Here is a 14,421-nt window from a genome sequence, read left to right as displayed (position 1 = left end):
CTTCAGCCAGTAGCTGCCTGACTGGTACCGGCCCGAGGCTGTGTGAGAACCCGTGGCAGCTGATTGTTCAGGTTGCCTTGCTGTGGGGAGCGTTGACTCCGCTCACTCGGCTATCGCTTTGAGTATCGAGGCAACGCCAGCAACGGCGATAGCGCGCTTGATGTTGTAGGCCAGGATTGTCAGGCTAGCTTCGGTGGCGACGTTCTTGAGCCCGCGCGTTCGAAAGTGGGTGGCACCCATCCAGCCCTTGATGGTGCCGAAGACGTGCTCGACAGTACAGCGGCGGACCGCCATCGCCTCGGGCATCGCTTCGAACCTGCGCTCCATCGCATCGAGCACCGCCTCATGCTCCCATCGCCGGATGCGCTTCTCCTTGCCGGCCGTGCACAGGGGACGCGAGGGGCATGCGCTGCAGGCCTTCTGGTTGAAGTAGACGCTGATGAGCTTGCCGCCCTCCACTCGGGCGAAGCGCTTCTGCAACTTCTGGCCGGCGGGGCACCGATAGGTGTCGGTCTCAGGCTCATGCACGAACATGGCCTTGCCCCAAAGACCTCGCGCCTGAGCCGGTGAGGTATTGGGCTTGGGCACCATCGGGATGATGCCAGCTTCGGCGCAGGAGCGGATTTGCTCGCCCTCATAGTATCCTCGATCGGCCAGGGCGATCATCCCGGCAGCGCCCGTCTCGGCCTGTGCAGCCTTGGCCATCTCCAGCAGATGCGAGCGGTCATGGTCGCAGTTGGTCTCCGCATTATCGGCTTCCTCTAGCTCGGCGAGATAGCGGGTGATGCTCTCCTCGACATGGGCTTTGCGACGTGGCAGCTTGCCCTTGGTGTAATTCTTTTCGTGCGTGTTCACTGCCCGCAAGCGTGAACCATCGATTGCGACCATACCGCCGCCGACCAGACCAAGAGCGCGGCAGATGGCAACAAAGCGCTGATATGCGATCTGGATCGCGCTGGCATTGTCGCGGCGGAAATCGGCAATGGTCTTGAAGTCCGGCACCAGCTTGCCGGTTAGCCACATCAGCTCGATATTGCGGATAGCCTCGCGCTCGAGTTTCCGGCTAGAGGTCAACTGATGCAGATAGCCATAGACATAGAGCTTGAGCATTGTGCCGGGGGCGTAGCCGGGCCTGCCAGTCGCTGCCGGCTGCACGCGGGCAAAGCCGAGTCCGGCAAGATCGAGTTCATCGACAAAGGCATCGATGATGCGGACCGGGTTGTCAGGGTCAACATAGTCTTCAAGACAGGCCGGCAAAAAGCTCGCCTGGTCACGGTCAACAGCTTCAACGAAACGTCCCATATGGCACCCCCGAAGCAGTGCCAGATCATAGCATCATCAGGGGTTTTCACACAGCCTCGGTCCCAATGCTGACCTGCGCATCGATCGCCTGCTGGTCTCACTGTCTCTGGCCGATTGTCTGGAGGATGCCGAAGACGACCGGCGTGAGCGCGGGTGGGAAAACTGGAGCGCCCATGCGCCGACATTGCTGGGCCAATCGGCCGCGACAAGTGCACACATGGGTGCATACCCGGATTATTGTTGAGCTTTAAGCCACTGGAGTTTTTGCTACTTTTCCAAGTTTATGGCGGAGAGAGAGGGATTCGAACCCTCGAGACGGTTCCCCGCCTACACACTTTCCAGGCGTGCGCCTTCGACCACTCGGCCATCTCTCCGCATCGCCTGTTCCGATGGTGATCACCATCGGGGCCGGCCTGGAATGCCGGTGCGAGCGAGGCGCAATATACCCATAGGTTTTGCCGACGCAAGGGATCACAGTGCGGTAAACCCAATTGTTTTCCGGCCTGCCTATCCCCATCTTGTGAGCACGACAATCACCATGTCACAAGAAGCGTGTGCAGGAGCAAAGGCTGTATGGTCAGCCCCAAACCGGCTTCCGCAACGCCATAGAGGTTGAAATGCGACTTTTTCTGCGGATCGCGGGCACCTGGTTGATCGGTTTAGCCCTGGTTCTGCTTGTCGTCGATGGAACAAGGTCGCTGGCAGCCAATGCCCTGGAGTTCACGAGCCTCGCCAATGCGTGGAGCAGCTGGCACCTGCCAAGCCTGCTGGCGGTGCAGGAGTTCTTTGCCAGCCGCTTCTTTGCCGATCTCCTGGGCACAGCGCTTTCGGTGTTGCTGACCTATCCGGCGTTTGCGGTGATTGGCGTACCGGGCATTGTTCTCGCGCTGATGGGCCGCACCCCCAGAACGGAGCGCTTTGTTCGCCAGAGCCAGATCTGACGCTCTCCAGAGCACAAAGGAAAATCCATGTTCTTCAAAACCAAGCCGACGAGCCTGCCCACTGCTGCCGACGCCCTGCCTGGCCGCGAGCAGCCCCTCGTGACCTCTGAAAATCATTATGTCAGCGGCGAAAAGCTCGCAGGTCCTCACCCTGCCGGCGCCCAGACCATTTATCTGGGGCTCGGGTGCTTTTGGGGTGCAGAGCGCCTGTTCTGGCAACTCCCGGGCGTCACCGTGACGGCGGTGGGGTATCAGGGCGGGATCACCCCCAATCCCACTTATGAGGAAGTGTGTTCCGGCCGCACCGGGCATACCGAGGCGGTCAAGGTGGTGTTCGACCCCGCCCGCATCAGCCTTGAGCAGCTGCTCAAGACGTTCTGGGAGGAGCATGACCCCACCCAGGGCATGCGGCAGGGCAATGATGTGGGGACCCAGTATCGCTCGGCCATTTATACCACGACGCCCGAGCAGGCGGAGATCGTGCGCGCCAGCCGCGATGCTTATGCAGCGCAGCTCAAGGCACGTGGCTTTGGCCCGATCACGACGGAGATCGCCCCGGCGGGGCCGTTCTTTTATGCCGAGCCTTATCACCAGCAATATCTGGCCAAGAACCCGAACGGCTATTGCGGGCTGCAGGGGACCGGGGTCGCCTGCGCGATCGGCACCGGGGTGGCGGCCGAATAGGGCGCCACACGCACCACAAGAAAAGGGCGGCATTGCTGCCGCCCGAGTGGTCAGGGAGAAGACAGTCGCGCCACTAGGCGCGGGGTTGAGGAACAATCCGCAGATAGGGCTTCAGTTCCGTCCAGCCCTCGGGAAACTTTGCCTTGGCCTGTTCATTGGACACGGCCGGCACGATGATCACGTCATCCCCGTTCTGCCAGTTGACCGGGGTCGCCACCTGGTGCTTGGCGGTTAGCTGCAGGGAATCGATCACCCGCAGCACTTCGTCGAAGTTCCGGCCGGTGGAGGCGGGATACTCGATCTTGAGCTTGACCTTCTTGTCCGGCCCGATCACGAACACCGACCGCACGGTGAGCGTATTGTCGGCATTGGGATGGATCATGTCATATTGGCGCGCCACGGTGCCATCGGTATCGGCCAGCAGCGGGAAGTTGAGGGCGGAGCCCTGCGTTTCCTCGATATCGGCGGCCCAGCCGGCATGGTCCTCGAGCTTGTCGACCGAAAGACCCAACACCTTGACGCCGCGCTTTTCGAACTCGGGCTTGAGCTTGGCGGTATAGCCCAGTTCGGTCGTGCAGACGGGGGTGAAGTTCTTGGGGTGGGAGAAGAGGACCGCCCAGGAGCCATCGATGTAATCGTGGAAATGGATGGTGCCCTCGGTGCTTTCGAGGGTGAAATCGGGGGCGGTGTCGCCGATCAGAATGGCCATGGTGAAATCCTTGGGCTCGTTCGCGTTTGGTTGTCGGGAACAATATCGTACTCCGCCGCGCCGTTTGAAGCCGGGCGCGGCGGAATGATTTTGTGCGTGGAGCACTCGGCGCGCGAGCCCATGCTATTGCGCGGCCGCTGCGGGGCCAGGGGCGGCCGCGGCGGCGGGCGGGGCGTTGAGCCAGGTGACATTCTCGCCGCGCAGCGGCACGACCGACAGGCTCATCTTGCCCGAGCCCTGCTGGATCTGGCGGGCATGGCCGAGATACACCAGCGCATCATTGGCCGCGTCATAGATCCGGGTGACGCGCAACGACTTCCAGATCAGCGAGCGGTTTTCGCGAAAGATTTCCTCGCCCCCGGGGCGGGTGGAAATATCGCCCACGGTGATGGGGCCGACGGCCGAGCAATCCAGCGCCGAATAGGAGGGGTCCTCGAACCAGTTGCCCTGCGAGATGCGATCGATAAAGCCGCGGTTGAAATAGGCGAGGTGGCAGACGACACCGGCCACTTCCGGATCGGGCACGGCATCGATGGCAATGTCATTGCCGGTCCAGTCGACCCCCACGCTCCCCACTTCACGGGAATCGCCGCAGGCGGCGAGCGCCAGCACCGGGAGAACAAGGGCGGCAAGGCGAGCAATACGGCGCATGGGGCAAACATCTCCCGGGGGTTTTTCGGCGGCCGGGCATAGATGGCCCGTGCCGGGGCCGGGTGCAAGGGGCGTGCACAAGCGCCCGCTGGCCGGGGCCGCGGGTCGGCGCGATCGCAAGAGCGACGCAGGGAGGCTCGCCATAGCCTGACGGCTAGGCGGTTGTGCGCGACGTCCTGCGGACGCGCGGAGCTAGGTCGCGATCGCCTGCGGCGACGCGGGGGAGCAGACCCCGAGGCGATGGCGCCTCTTGGGATGGTTGGAGTGAGACGACATCGCCTCGGGGCGGCCGGGATTTACCGATCCAGCGCGCAAAGCGCGCCCCCCAAGTCGGCAGGGGGCGAACTGTCCAATGCGGCTCGGACCCACGGCGTGCAGCGACGCACCCCGTCCCGGCTGTTCCATCCGCCATCTGGTCGCTGCAGCGCCGCTCCTGCGGGGGAATGGCCAGCACCATACACCCCCAAAAAGGGGGCGGGGATAACTGCCCGCCTCTTTCTGCGCGCTAGAGCTGGCGAATGGCGGGAAACCCCGGATCGAGCCGCGCCGGCGGCACCGCTTCCCACAGCGGCTCCGCCCGCCGGGCGGCGGCAATCCCGGCCTGGTAGCCGCGGCTGAAGTGATCGCGAAAGGCCCGGTCCATCCGCAAGGCCAGTTTCTGGCGCATCGAGCGCATCTCGTCGCGCCCCTGGGGCGAAAACTGTTCGGCCGGCAACAAGCGCCGCACCGGCATCGGCAGCGGCCGCGTCAGCCACACCCGAAAGCGATCTTCTTCGCTCCAGCCGGTATGGCTGGCCTCATAGGCCGCCAAGAGCGCCAGCGCCTGCCCCAGCTGCACAGAAAGCCCGCCCCAGCTGGGCGCTGCCGGCGGCAGCTTTTCCCGTGCCCGCCGCTTGGGCCCAAACATCGGCGCATCATGCAACACGGCCTCGGCCGCCATCCGCACCTCGTCAGGCAACAGCGCCTCGGGCTTTTTCGCCGCCACGCTGCGCGCCTGTTCCTGCAGCGCCGTCAGGCGCAACCACAATGCCTCATGCCGCTCCGCCAGCGCCGGGGTGATGCGAAGGATTTTTGCCATGGTTTTTTGGGACTTTCTCCTGTGGGGGCAGGAGACGATACGGCTCGGTGAAGGGGCGGGGATAAAAATCGGCAAACCAGTTGGCCCACGGCAGCGGCAGGGCCCCTGATCGGCAAAGCTGGCATTCCCGCTGAAGCGGCCGATGTCGACTAGCGACCCCATCGGGGTCACGGAGACTACGTTGGGCGTGCCGGAAAGCAGACATCCAACGAAGCTGCGATGAAATCCTGACTAGCTGGGGCGGAGCAGCTTCAAACCCTAGCGCGGATCGTCGAACAAGGACGGCTCGTCATTCTCGACTCGCCGGAAGCTATCGAGAAACGGACGGAGCTCGCGGTCGGTCATCTGGTCGGACACCTTGACGCCGTTGAATTCCAACACTCGAAGAACGATGTGGTTCTTGCGACGTTTCGGTCCTTGCTTGTAGGCCCACTGAACCCTCATGCTATCAGCAATGCGCGGGTTAAGATCGCCCCTGAATACCATATCCCAAAAGCGCTCGTCGCGGATGACGAAGAAACGAGCGTGCCCGTCCGGGTCAGCACCCTTCCAGTTTCTCGCCGTGTCCTTGCGGTTCCAGTTGGGGGATGTCCCAGTGATGTTTTCGATTGAGACCCGCCACTCGTCGTCGTCGGCACCTTCGGGAATTTCACTGATACGCTGGAAGTCGCGCCTCTTAATCGGAAACGTTGGCTGTCGGCTAAAGCCAATAGCCTGGAGATCCGGTACATCTTTACAGGCGTCGTAGAAGCGGCGCTTAGCGACGAAGGCGACCCTTAGAGCCGGCGCAATGGGGAGCACTTCCAACTCCTCGTTGTCCTCCTGCAGTATCCATTTCACGGCAGCAACGGTCACAATTGACGCTGCAACACACTTCGCCTCCCTGTCCTCCGCAGACGACGTAAGCTCCTCAAAAGCAGCGCGGACGTTTTTCACCAGTTCCTTCCCCACATCGGAAGCGTCCTTGGAGACAATTTCCTCGAATATCCCTGACCCGAAGTCACCCAACGGGCCAGAAACGATCGCACCGGCAACGAAGACACTAACGGCAGTCACGACAATTCCGAGTTGGCTGAGGAATGACCCTTCCTCCGGAGGAACGATGACGACCTCGAGCGTGAAACTGCCGCCGAACAGTTCTTGGTTAATCACCTCTGCTATGCGGCCTGCGTTTTCAGCAGTCTCTATGAAAGTCTGAAGCGGTATGACATGCCTAGGCAAGTCGAAATGGATAGCTAGAAGCTGCCCTTCTTTGATATCCTGCATGTGCCCCCTCGAGGAGCCCACGATTTAATTGAGGGCTCATCGAACCGTACCTAAATCTGCCGAAGTGGCAAACCAGACAGACTCTTATACAGTCACGCATCTCATTTACCATCTTGAGATTGCCTGACATGCGCTTGGCGGCACGTTGGGGGTCCTTTGCGCGAAGACGTGGGGCGCGCCAGTGACAACAATCTAGGGACGGGCCCCAGCTAAGGCGGAGTGACAAGCGGGTGCTCAGGTGTGTCGAGTGCAGGAATGTAGAGGTTGTGCATACGGGGCGGCAGCAGCCTTTACTAAGAAGAGTGTAATCGCACTAATCGCCACGCACCTTCAGGCCATTGATGCAGGCTTTCTGCTGAATTCCCGACCAGACGACATCAGAGGATAGGCTAGCGAAATCTGCAGGGAGAAGTTTTTTCCGAATCAAGCTCAGCTTCGACATAGACAAAGCTGCGGCATAACCCACGATATAGACACTTGTACTTACGCGCTTTAGCCTAGTATCCCGCCAGTGTGATCAATCTAGTGGACGAGGGAAGGCGATGGGTTTCGGAGTATTCATACATCGTGAGGACTCCGAATACGAGGACAGCCCAGCAACGCAGTACCAGTTCCCCAAGCAGTATCTGTCACGAGTGTCGGCCTGCATTGGCGACTGGATTGTCTATTATGAGCCTCGAAAGGTACCTGGCAGCAAAGGTTATAATGCCGTCGCCCGGGTACAAAAGGTGGTGCCCGATCCAAGCGCAGACAACATGTATTTGGCCCTGATTGAGCCGGGTAGCTATATGTCTTTCGCTACGCCAGTCCCGTTTATTTTGGAGGACGGTTTAGCGGAGAGGGGGCTGCTGAACGAACTCGGCAAGATGTCAGGGCGCGCTCAGGCAGCGGTGCGCCCGATCACACCCCAGGATTTCGACCGCATTCTGTCGCGGGGATTGGTCGAAGATCATCCTTTGCTGCCTAGAGTGGGGGCTCAGGTCATCGACGAGCCCCTCGCCTTCCAGTTCGAGGAAGGACAGTCTGCATTTGTTTACGAGCAGGAGCGGGAGCGTGTTGCTACACTGACCTCCCGCGTTGTGCGGGATCGTGTGTTTCGGAGGGTGGTGCTGCAGGCCTATAACGAGCGCTGTGCAGTGACGGGGCTGAAGCTCATCAATGGAGGTGGGCGCGCTGAAGTGGCGGCTGCCCATATCCGTCCGGTGGAGCATAACGGGCCCGACAGCATCAATAATGGGCTGGCGCTCTCGGGCACCGCGCACTGGATGTTTGATCGGGGCCTAATCGGGATCAACGATGATCTTGAGATCATCGTGTCTCGGCATGTGAATGATCGCGATGGAGCGGCAAGCCTAATCAACAAGACAGGGCGTTTGATTGGGCCCGTTTCGAAGCGCGACCGGCCACATCCTGCCTTCTTGCAGTGGCACCGGGAGAACTGCTTCAAGCAGTAGCGAACCTCCAAGCATCTCAGGATGGCCCCGGCTCAAGGCCGGGGTGACACCGAGCCCAGCCTTGACGCGGCTCGTTCGCCCTTTTGATCCGCCCTTAGCGGAGCGTAAGGCGCGAACCGGTTAGTCGTCACCCATCTTGAGCGCCTTGATGAAGGCTTCTTGCGGGATTTCCACCGAGCCGAACTGGCGCATGCGCTTCTTGCCGGCTTTTTGCTTTTCCAGCAGCTTGCGCTTGCGGGTGGCGTCGCCGCCATAGCACTTGGCCGTCACGTCCTTGCGCATGGCGCGCACGGTTTCGCGGGCGATGATCTTGCCGCCAATCGCCGCCTGGATCGGAATGACGAACAGGTGGGGCGGAATGAGGTCCTTGAGCTTTTCGCACATGATGCGGCCGCGCGATTCGGCGACGGTGCGGTGCACCAGCATCGAAAGGGCATCCACCGGCTCGCTGTTGACCAGCACCGAAAGCTTCACGAGATCGCCGGGGCGATGCTCGGCCAGCTGGTAATCAAAGCTGGCATAGCCCTTGGAGATGGATTTCAGCCGATCATAGAAATCGAACACCACCTCGTTGAGCGGCAGATCATATTCCACCATGGCGCGATTGCCGACATAGGAGAGATTGCGCTGGATGCCGCGGCGGTCCTGGCAAAGCTTGAGGATCGAGCCGAGATATTCGTCGGGGGTGAGAATGGTGGCCTTGATCCAGGGCTCGCGGATCTCGGCGATCTTCATCACATCGGGCAGATCGGCGGGGTTGTGGAGCATCACCACCTCGCCGTTGGTCATCTCGACCTCGTAGACCACCGAAGGGGCGGTGGCGATCAGATCGAGGTTGAACTCGCGGGAAAGGCGCTCCTGGATGATTTCGAGGTGCAACAGGCCCAAAAAGCCGCAGCGGAAGCCAAAGCCGAGCGCGGCCGAGGTTTCCATCTCGAACGAAAAGCTGGCGTCGTTGAGCCGCAGCTTGCCCATGGCGGCGCGCAGCTCGTCGAAATCACTGGCATCGACGGGAAAGAGGCCGCAGAACACCACAGGCTGGGCCGGGCGGAAGCCTGGGAGGGCTTCGCTGGTGGGCTTGCGATCATCGGTGATGGTGTCGCCCACATTGGTATCGGCCACTTCCTTGATGGAAGCGGTGAAAAAGCCGAGCTCGCCTGGGCCGAGTTCGCCGACATCGACAAGCTTGGGGGTGAACACGCCGACGCGGTCGAGCTCATACACGGCGCCAGACGCCATCATGCGGATGCGCTGGCCCTTTTTGACCGTGCCATCGACAACGCGGATCAGCACCACGACGCCGAGATAAGTGTCGTACCACGAATCAACCAAGAGCGCCTTGAGCGGGGCGTCGAGAATGCCCTTGGGCGGGGGCAGGCGGGTGACGATGGCTTCGAGCACGGTGTCGATGCCGAGCCCGGTCTTGGCTGAGATCTCGAGCGCATCGGACGCATCAATGCCGATCACGTCCTCGATCTGCTGTTTGACGCGCGGAATATCGGCGGCGGGCAGGTCGACCTTGTTGAGCACGGGCACGATTTCGTGGCCGGCGTCGAGGGCATGGTACACATTGGCCAAGGTCTGCGCCTCAACGCCCTGGGAAGCGTCGACTACAAGGAGCGAGCCCTCGACGGCGGCCATGCTCCGGCTGACTTCATAGGCGAAGTCGACGTGTCCGGGCGTGTCGATGAGGTTGAGGATATAATCCTCGCCATCTGCCGCGTGGTATTTGAGGCGCACGGTTTGCGCCTTGATGGTGATGCCGCGCTCGCGCTCGATATCCATCGAGTCGAGCACCTGCTCCTTCATCTCGCGCAGCTCCAGCCCACCGGTGAGCTGGATCAGCCGGTCGGCCAGGGTGGACTTGCCATGGTCGATATGGGCGACGATGGAAAAATTGCGGATGCGGTTCTGCGGCGTTGTCATGGGCAAGCGTCTAGCAGAACCGCGGGGGACCGCAAAGATGGTTTAGCGCGCGTTAACTGCCGCTTTTCATCCCGGCATAGATGTTCACCACCGCTTCGGCATTTTGCCGGTCAGCGCCACCTTCGGCGCAATCGGGCGTGGTGCGCTCCACATCGGCCTTGATCTTGGCATAGGCCTCGGTCGCGGCAGCGTCATCCATGCCCAGGCCCGCCTCGAAGCGCTTCTGGTCGTTGTTCATGCGCGAGGTGGCATTTTCATCCACGGTGATGGCGCAGATCTCGATGATGGCCTTGGTGGCATAAAGCCCGGTGAGCAGATTGGCCTGCTTGGGCGTGGCATTAACCGGGGCGGCCGGATCGATGCTGATTTCGGCTGGCGCGGGGGTCGTGGTCGGCGCGGCTTGCTGCGCCTGGGCGGCGGTGAGCGGCAAGATCAGGACGGCAGCAAGAACGAGTGGGCGCAACATGGATCAGCTCCTTTGGGGCGGCGGGCAGGGCCCGTCGGGGGTTGCTCCCCTTGGAACGCGCGAATGTGGCTTGTCTACGGCGCTCCCTCGCAAACCGGGTGGTGCGGGGGCAGATCGGCCCAGTCGCGCAGCCCCGGCGCTTCCGGCTCGGGCGGTGGCGCGGCGGGCAGGCTGAACCAGGGCAACAGCCATTGACGGAGACGGGCAAGAACAAACATTTTGTCGGCTCCTTTCCGGGGCAAGGTGTGAGATGGGGCCCAGAATGCGCGCGGGTCGGAGCTCGGGCAATCGACAGGGTTGCGGCGCCATTATAGAAAATCTCCATGAGCAAGGGCTTTCCCATTCCCCTCAACGCGGTGCGCGCGATCGAAATCGTGGCGCGTCGCGGTGCACTGGCGCCAGCGGCCGAGGAGCTGGGCGTGACCCTTGGCGCCGTCAGCCAGCATTTGCGCCGGGCCGAGGCGCGGCTGGGGATGGAGCTGTTCGAGCGTACGGGGCAGGGGCTGGTGCCCACCGCAGCCTTGCGCGCTGCCTTGCCCCAGCTCAGTGCCGGCTTTGCCGCGCTCCAGGACGGGCTGGCGGAACTGAGCGGCAGCGACGAGGCCATTCTCAACCTGACGGTGGGGAGCGTTTTCGCTTCGCGCTGGCTGATCTGGCGGATCAACAAGTTCACGACGCTTCATCCCGAGATCGAGGTACGGCTGACAGTGACTGGTGCCATGCTCGATCTGCAGCGCCCCGATATCGACTGCGGCATTCGCTTTGGCGCCGGCAACTGGCCGGGCGTGATCGCGACACCGATCGGGGGTGCCGAGTTCCAGCCCGTGTGTGCGCCGCCCATTGCTCGGGCCCTCAAGCATCCCAGCGATCTGTATGGGGTGCCCGTGATCCGCGATGAAACTACCATGCTGTCCTGGGATCTGTGGCTGCAATCGGTGGGGTTGGACGCAGAGCGGCGCCTGCATGGGCCCACCTATTCCGATCCCTCGCTCGCCTTTGATGCGGCGATTTCCGAACAAGGCGTGCTGATGGCGGTGGACATGATGAGCGCCGATGCGGTCAGCGATGGCCGGCTGGTGCGCCCCTTTACCGGTCCAGTGAGCGGACCCCATCAGTATTGGCTGGCGACGGCCAAAGGGCGACGCGAAACGACGAAGCTACGCCGCTTTCGCGAATGGCTGGCCGCCGAAATACCCGCCTCGGCGCGGGGCTATGTGCACCAGTCGCGCGGCTAAGCCCGCCAGGCAATTGGGCATTCAGATACTTAAGCGAAAACTTAAGCATTGACGCCCCGGCTGGACTGCGATACTTAAGTGCATGCTTAACCAAGACGACCAACTCGACCAGATCTACCGCGCCCTTGCCGATCCGACCCGTCGGGCGGTGGTGGAGCGGCTGACCGCCGGATCGGCAACGGTGAGCGAGCTTGCCGAGCCGTTCGCCATGTCGCTGCCCGGCCTGACACAGCACCTGCGGGTGCTTGAAGACGCCGGGCTGGTGCGAACCGAAAAAGTGGGCCGGGTGCGCACCTGCACGCTCGACCTCGAGGTTTTGGGGAGCGCCGAACGCTGGATCAACCAGCGCCGCCAGGCATGGGCGCAGCGCTTTGATCGACTGGGCGCCTTGCTGGCCGAGGATGACGAGCCTTCACCACCAACACCATCCAAAGGAAGAGATTCATGACCGATCGTTCCGTTTCCCATGGCAGCTTCACCATTGACCGGGTTCTTCCCGCCAAGCCAGAGCGTGTGTTTCGCGCCTGGTCGGACCGGGAACAAAAGGCGAAGTGGTTTCCCGTGGGCGAGATTTTCGAGTTCAAGGTCGGAGGCCGGGAATACCAGGCCGATAACGGGCCAAACGGCGCCCAGTTCGTGTTCGATGTGCGCTATCACGACATCGTCCCCAATCAGCGCATCGTCTACGCCTATGAGATGCTGATGGACGGCCGGCGCATTTCGGTATCGGTCGCGACGGTCGAGCTGGTGTCCGAAGGCGAGGGCACGCGGATGATCGTCACCGAACAAGGCGCGTTCCTCGACGGGCTCGACAATTCGCGCCAGCGCGAAGAAGGCACGCGCCAGCTGATGGACGCCCTGGCGCTCGCGCTCGCCAATTAATGCCCGCTCTTTGATCCGTAAGCGGGGCGATCCCCGGCTTTGTCAGCCAATGGATCGCGCCCGGCAACCAATAGGAGGTTTGTATGCGTTCATTGCTGGCCTGGAACGTCATGACGCTGGATGGCTACTTCGAAGGCGCCCAGCCCTGGGATTTAAGCTTTCACAATGTGGTCTGGGGCCCCGAACTCGAGGCGCAGTCGCGCGAACAGATGGAGGGCGACAAAACCCTGATCTTCGGGCGCAAGACCTATGAGGGCATGGCGGCCTACTGGCCCACAGCGACCGATGAAGGCTTGATCGCCGAGCGCATGAACACCATTCCCAAGATCGTGGTGTCCAACACACTCACAACCGCCGAGTGGAACAATACGCGGGTGCTCGCGGGCGATGCGGCCCAAACCATCGCCGCGCTCAAGCGCGAGGATGGCGGCGATCTTTATGTGTTTGGCAGCGCGCAGCTGCTGGGCAGCCTGCTCGCGGCAGGGTTGGTGGACGAATACCGGCTGTGCCTGGCGCCAGTGGTGCAGGGGCGCGGCACGCCTCTCTTCAAGCCCGCCGAGCAGCCGCAGAACTGGACCTTGCTGGAAGCCCGCGCCCTGCAAACCGGCGGCGTGGTGCTGCGGTATCGGGTCAAGGGGTAAAGGCCCCTTACCCGCATCTCAGGATGGATCCCGGCTCAGGGCCGGGATGACAGCTGGTGGGTCGGAGAGAGCGTGCGCGCCTGCCGGTAAGGTGCGCCGGCGCATTAACCCTGGCTGTTCCGCAGACGGGATTGTTCGGCTTGGTCGCGTTTGCGTTGCTTGGCGCGGCGGGCGGCTTCGGCGGCTTCGTCGCCGAGATGGGCGGTGCCGCGTTGGCGGGCGAGTTCGATCTGTTTTTGCCGCTCGGCGGCGGCGGCATGCTTGGCGGTGTCGTCAGCGCAATGCGGGCAGGCGACCCCTTCGCTAAAGCGCGGATCGGCGCGATCGGCGGGGGTGAGCGGGTGGCGACAGGCGCGGCAGAGGGTGGCTTCACCTTGTGCGAGGCCATGGCCGACCGCGACGCGATCATCGAACACAAAGCATTCGCCCTCAAAGCGGCTTTCGGGTTCGGGCACGGTTTCCAGATAAGCCAGAATGCCGCCCTTGAGGTGATAGACTTCGGCAAAACCCTGGTTCAGCAAGTACGAAGACGCCTTTTCACAGCGGATGCCGCCGGTGCAAAACATGGCGACTTTCTTGTCGCGCGCGGGATCAAGATGGGTCGCCACATAGTCCTTGAACTCGGTGAAGGTCGCGGTCGCTGGATCGAGCGCGCCCTTGAAGGTGCCCAGCCCCACTTCGTAGTCGTTGCGGGTATCGACCAGCACCACATCATCGCGCTCGATCAGGCTGTTCCAGTCGGCGGGTGCCACATAGGTGCCCACGGTTTGGGACGGATTGGCTTCGGGGGCGCGCAGGGTGACGATCTCGTGCTTGAGGCGAACCTTCATGCGCAGGAAGGGCATTTCGGCAGCGCCGGAGAACTTGATCTCGGCACCATTGAGCCGGCCCGCCCATAGCCGATCTTCGAGCAAAAAGGCGTGCAGGGCGTCGATGGCCTCGGGGGTGCCGGCAACCGTGCCATTGATGCCTTCAGGCGCGAGGATCAGCGTGCCCTTGATCGCGCGCGCGCAGCAGAACTGCGCCAGCACCGGCTGAATGGCCGCGGCATCGGGCAGATCAGCGAACTTATAAACGGCCATGACCTTGTATGGCAGGGCGGCTTGCGGCAAGTTATCGGGCATCGGGATTCCGGCAGACGCTGAATGGCGTCTGGCTCTCTATCATCGCGTCACGCCCTGCGCCA

General features: G+C 62.2%; 15 protein-coding genes, 1 tRNA gene and 2 pseudogenes. 7 read left to right on the top strand and 11 right to left on the bottom strand.

Going from position 1 to position 14,421, the window contains the following annotated elements:
- Nucleotides 1-102: 102 nt before the first annotated feature.
- The 3 genes and pseudogenes from AC3YOG_RS02925 to AC3YOG_RS02915 all read right to left on the bottom strand — a co-directional run.
- Nucleotides 103-720 (bottom strand): annotated as a pseudogene (locus tag AC3YOG_RS02925) (transposase); the annotation flags it as partial.
- Nucleotides 721-1,302 (bottom strand): annotated as a pseudogene (locus tag AC3YOG_RS02920) (transposase); the annotation flags it as partial.
- A gap of 284 nt (nucleotides 1,303-1,586) precedes the next feature.
- Nucleotides 1,587-1,676 (bottom strand) — tRNA-Ser (locus AC3YOG_RS02915).
- Nucleotides 1,677-1,919: 243 nt separating this feature from the next.
- On the opposite strand from AC3YOG_RS02915, the gene AC3YOG_RS02910 reads away from it, so the two are divergent.
- Together AC3YOG_RS02910 and msrA are read left to right on the top strand one after the other, a co-directional pair.
- Nucleotides 1,920-2,243 carry a hypothetical protein gene (locus AC3YOG_RS02910; protein WP_489933992.1) on the top strand — a complete coding sequence of 108 codons (324 nt, stop codon included), beginning with the start codon at nucleotides 1,920-1,922 and terminating at the stop codon, nucleotides 2,241-2,243.
- 27 nt (nucleotides 2,244-2,270) lie between these two features.
- Nucleotides 2,271-2,927: a peptide-methionine (S)-S-oxide reductase MsrA gene (gene msrA / locus AC3YOG_RS02905; RefSeq protein WP_489933991.1), complete on the top strand. Its 657-nt coding sequence runs from the start codon at nucleotides 2,271-2,273 to the stop codon at nucleotides 2,925-2,927.
- Nucleotides 2,928-3,000: 73 nt separating this feature from the next.
- Here the strand turns inward: msrA and AC3YOG_RS02900 are convergent, their stop codons facing one another.
- The 4 genes from AC3YOG_RS02900 to AC3YOG_RS02885 all read right to left on the bottom strand — a co-directional run bounded on the left by AC3YOG_RS02900 (nucleotide 3,001) and on the right by AC3YOG_RS02885 (nucleotide 6,631).
- Nucleotides 3,001-3,636, bottom strand: coding sequence for a peroxiredoxin (locus tag AC3YOG_RS02900; RefSeq protein ID WP_489933990.1), 636 nt, complete (start codon nucleotides 3,634-3,636; stop codon nucleotides 3,001-3,003).
- A 123-nt stretch (nucleotides 3,637-3,759) separates the two neighbouring features.
- Nucleotides 3,760-4,287: a CreA family protein gene (locus AC3YOG_RS02895; RefSeq protein ID WP_489933989.1), complete on the bottom strand. Its 528-nt coding sequence runs from the start codon at nucleotides 4,285-4,287 to the stop codon at nucleotides 3,760-3,762.
- Between the two features lie 505 nt (nucleotides 4,288-4,792).
- Nucleotides 4,793-5,365: a hypothetical protein gene (locus tag AC3YOG_RS02890; protein ID WP_489933988.1), complete on the bottom strand. Its 573-nt coding sequence runs from the start codon at nucleotides 5,363-5,365 to the stop codon at nucleotides 4,793-4,795.
- A gap of 258 nt (nucleotides 5,366-5,623) precedes the next feature.
- The gene (locus AC3YOG_RS02885; RefSeq protein ID WP_489933987.1) at nucleotides 5,624-6,631 is read right to left on the bottom strand and encodes a hypothetical protein; all 1,008 of its coding nucleotides are present in this window, start codon (nucleotides 6,629-6,631) and stop codon (nucleotides 5,624-5,626) included.
- Between the two features lie 542 nt (nucleotides 6,632-7,173).
- Here AC3YOG_RS02885 and AC3YOG_RS02880 point away from each other — a divergent pair.
- The gene (locus tag AC3YOG_RS02880; protein ID WP_489933986.1) at nucleotides 7,174-8,085 is read left to right on the top strand and encodes an HNH endonuclease; all 912 of its coding nucleotides are present in this window, start codon (nucleotides 7,174-7,176) and stop codon (nucleotides 8,083-8,085) included.
- A 120-nt stretch (nucleotides 8,086-8,205) separates the two neighbouring features.
- On the opposite strand, the gene lepA is transcribed toward AC3YOG_RS02880, so the two are convergent.
- The 3 genes from lepA to AC3YOG_RS02865 form a co-directional block, all read right to left on the bottom strand.
- Entirely contained in the window at nucleotides 8,206-10,011 is a 1,806-nt protein-coding gene (gene lepA / locus AC3YOG_RS02875) for a translation elongation factor 4 (protein ID WP_127751716.1), read from the bottom strand.
- A 52-nt stretch (nucleotides 10,012-10,063) separates the two neighbouring features.
- A complete protein-coding gene (locus AC3YOG_RS02870) occupies nucleotides 10,064-10,477 on the bottom strand; it encodes a hypothetical protein (protein WP_172121924.1) in 414 nt (137 codons plus the stop codon).
- A 74-nt stretch (nucleotides 10,478-10,551) separates the two neighbouring features.
- A complete protein-coding gene (locus AC3YOG_RS02865; protein WP_489933985.1) occupies nucleotides 10,552-10,695 on the bottom strand; it encodes a hypothetical protein in 144 nt (47 codons plus the stop codon).
- A gap of 105 nt (nucleotides 10,696-10,800) precedes the next feature.
- Here AC3YOG_RS02865 and AC3YOG_RS02860 point away from each other — a divergent pair, with 105 nt between their 5' ends.
- From AC3YOG_RS02860 to AC3YOG_RS02845, 4 genes are all read left to right on the top strand, one after another.
- Nucleotides 10,801-11,712, top strand: coding sequence for a LysR substrate-binding domain-containing protein (locus tag AC3YOG_RS02860; RefSeq protein WP_489933984.1), 912 nt, complete (start codon nucleotides 10,801-10,803; stop codon nucleotides 11,710-11,712).
- A gap of 82 nt (nucleotides 11,713-11,794) precedes the next feature.
- A complete protein-coding gene (locus AC3YOG_RS02855; protein WP_489933983.1) occupies nucleotides 11,795-12,160 on the top strand; it encodes an ArsR/SmtB family transcription factor in 366 nt (121 codons plus the stop codon).
- Nucleotides 12,157-12,594, top strand: a complete 438-nt coding sequence (locus AC3YOG_RS02850; protein ID WP_489933982.1) for an SRPBCC family protein — start codon at nucleotides 12,157-12,159, stop codon at nucleotides 12,592-12,594. Before AC3YOG_RS02855 ends, AC3YOG_RS02850 begins: the two co-directional genes overlap by 4 nt.
- Before the next feature lie 83 nt (nucleotides 12,595-12,677).
- On the top strand, nucleotides 12,678-13,235 hold the full coding sequence (locus AC3YOG_RS02845) for a dihydrofolate reductase family protein (RefSeq protein WP_489933981.1): 558 nt from the start codon (nucleotides 12,678-12,680) through the stop codon (nucleotides 13,233-13,235).
- 104 nt (nucleotides 13,236-13,339) lie between these two features.
- On the opposite strand, the gene trhO is transcribed toward AC3YOG_RS02845, so the two are convergent.
- Entirely contained in the window at nucleotides 13,340-14,359 is a 1,020-nt protein-coding gene (gene trhO, locus AC3YOG_RS02840; protein ID WP_489933980.1) for an oxygen-dependent tRNA uridine(34) hydroxylase TrhO, read from the bottom strand.
- Between the last annotated feature and the right edge of the window lie 62 nt (nucleotides 14,360-14,421).

The sequence above is a fragment of the Devosia sp. Z6_126 genome (genome assembly GCF_058133495.1).
This window is presented reverse-complemented; position numbering and strand designations above follow the sequence as displayed.

What these genes read in the sequence shown, in the direction of transcription:
- trhO (WP_489933980.1), bottom strand. Translation starts at nt 14,359, where the DNA reads ATGCCCGATAACTTGCCGCAAGCCGCCCTGCCATACAAGGTCATGGCC.
- AC3YOG_RS02870 (WP_172121924.1), bottom strand. Translation starts at nt 10,477, where the DNA reads ATGTTGCGCCCACTCGTTCTTGCTGCCGTCCTGATCTTGCCGCTCACC.
- AC3YOG_RS02855 (WP_489933983.1), top strand. Translation starts at nt 11,795, where the DNA reads ATGCTTAACCAAGACGACCAACTCGACCAGATCTACCGCGCCCTTGCC.
- AC3YOG_RS02865 (WP_489933985.1), bottom strand. Translation starts at nt 10,695, where the DNA reads ATGTTTGTTCTTGCCCGTCTCCGTCAATGGCTGTTGCCCTGGTTCAGC.
- AC3YOG_RS02895 (WP_489933989.1), bottom strand. Translation starts at nt 4,287, where the DNA reads ATGCGCCGTATTGCTCGCCTTGCCGCCCTTGTTCTCCCGGTGCTGGCG.
- lepA (WP_127751716.1), bottom strand. Translation starts at nt 10,011, where the DNA reads ATGACAACGCCGCAGAACCGCATCCGCAATTTTTCCATCGTCGCCCAT.
- AC3YOG_RS02860 (WP_489933984.1), top strand. Translation starts at nt 10,801, where the DNA reads ATGAGCAAGGGCTTTCCCATTCCCCTCAACGCGGTGCGCGCGATCGAA.
- msrA (WP_489933991.1), top strand. Translation starts at nt 2,271, where the DNA reads ATGTTCTTCAAAACCAAGCCGACGAGCCTGCCCACTGCTGCCGACGCC.
- AC3YOG_RS02910 (WP_489933992.1), top strand. Translation starts at nt 1,920, where the DNA reads ATGCGACTTTTTCTGCGGATCGCGGGCACCTGGTTGATCGGTTTAGCC.
- AC3YOG_RS02885 (WP_489933987.1), bottom strand. Translation starts at nt 6,631, where the DNA reads ATGCAGGATATCAAAGAAGGGCAGCTTCTAGCTATCCATTTCGACTTG.
- AC3YOG_RS02890 (WP_489933988.1), bottom strand. Translation starts at nt 5,365, where the DNA reads ATGGCAAAAATCCTTCGCATCACCCCGGCGCTGGCGGAGCGGCATGAG.
- AC3YOG_RS02900 (WP_489933990.1), bottom strand. Translation starts at nt 3,636, where the DNA reads ATGGCCATTCTGATCGGCGACACCGCCCCCGATTTCACCCTCGAAAGC.
- AC3YOG_RS02850 (WP_489933982.1), top strand. Translation starts at nt 12,157, where the DNA reads ATGACCGATCGTTCCGTTTCCCATGGCAGCTTCACCATTGACCGGGTT.
- AC3YOG_RS02845 (WP_489933981.1), top strand. Translation starts at nt 12,678, where the DNA reads ATGCGTTCATTGCTGGCCTGGAACGTCATGACGCTGGATGGCTACTTC.
- AC3YOG_RS02880 (WP_489933986.1), top strand. Translation starts at nt 7,174, where the DNA reads ATGGGTTTCGGAGTATTCATACATCGTGAGGACTCCGAATACGAGGAC.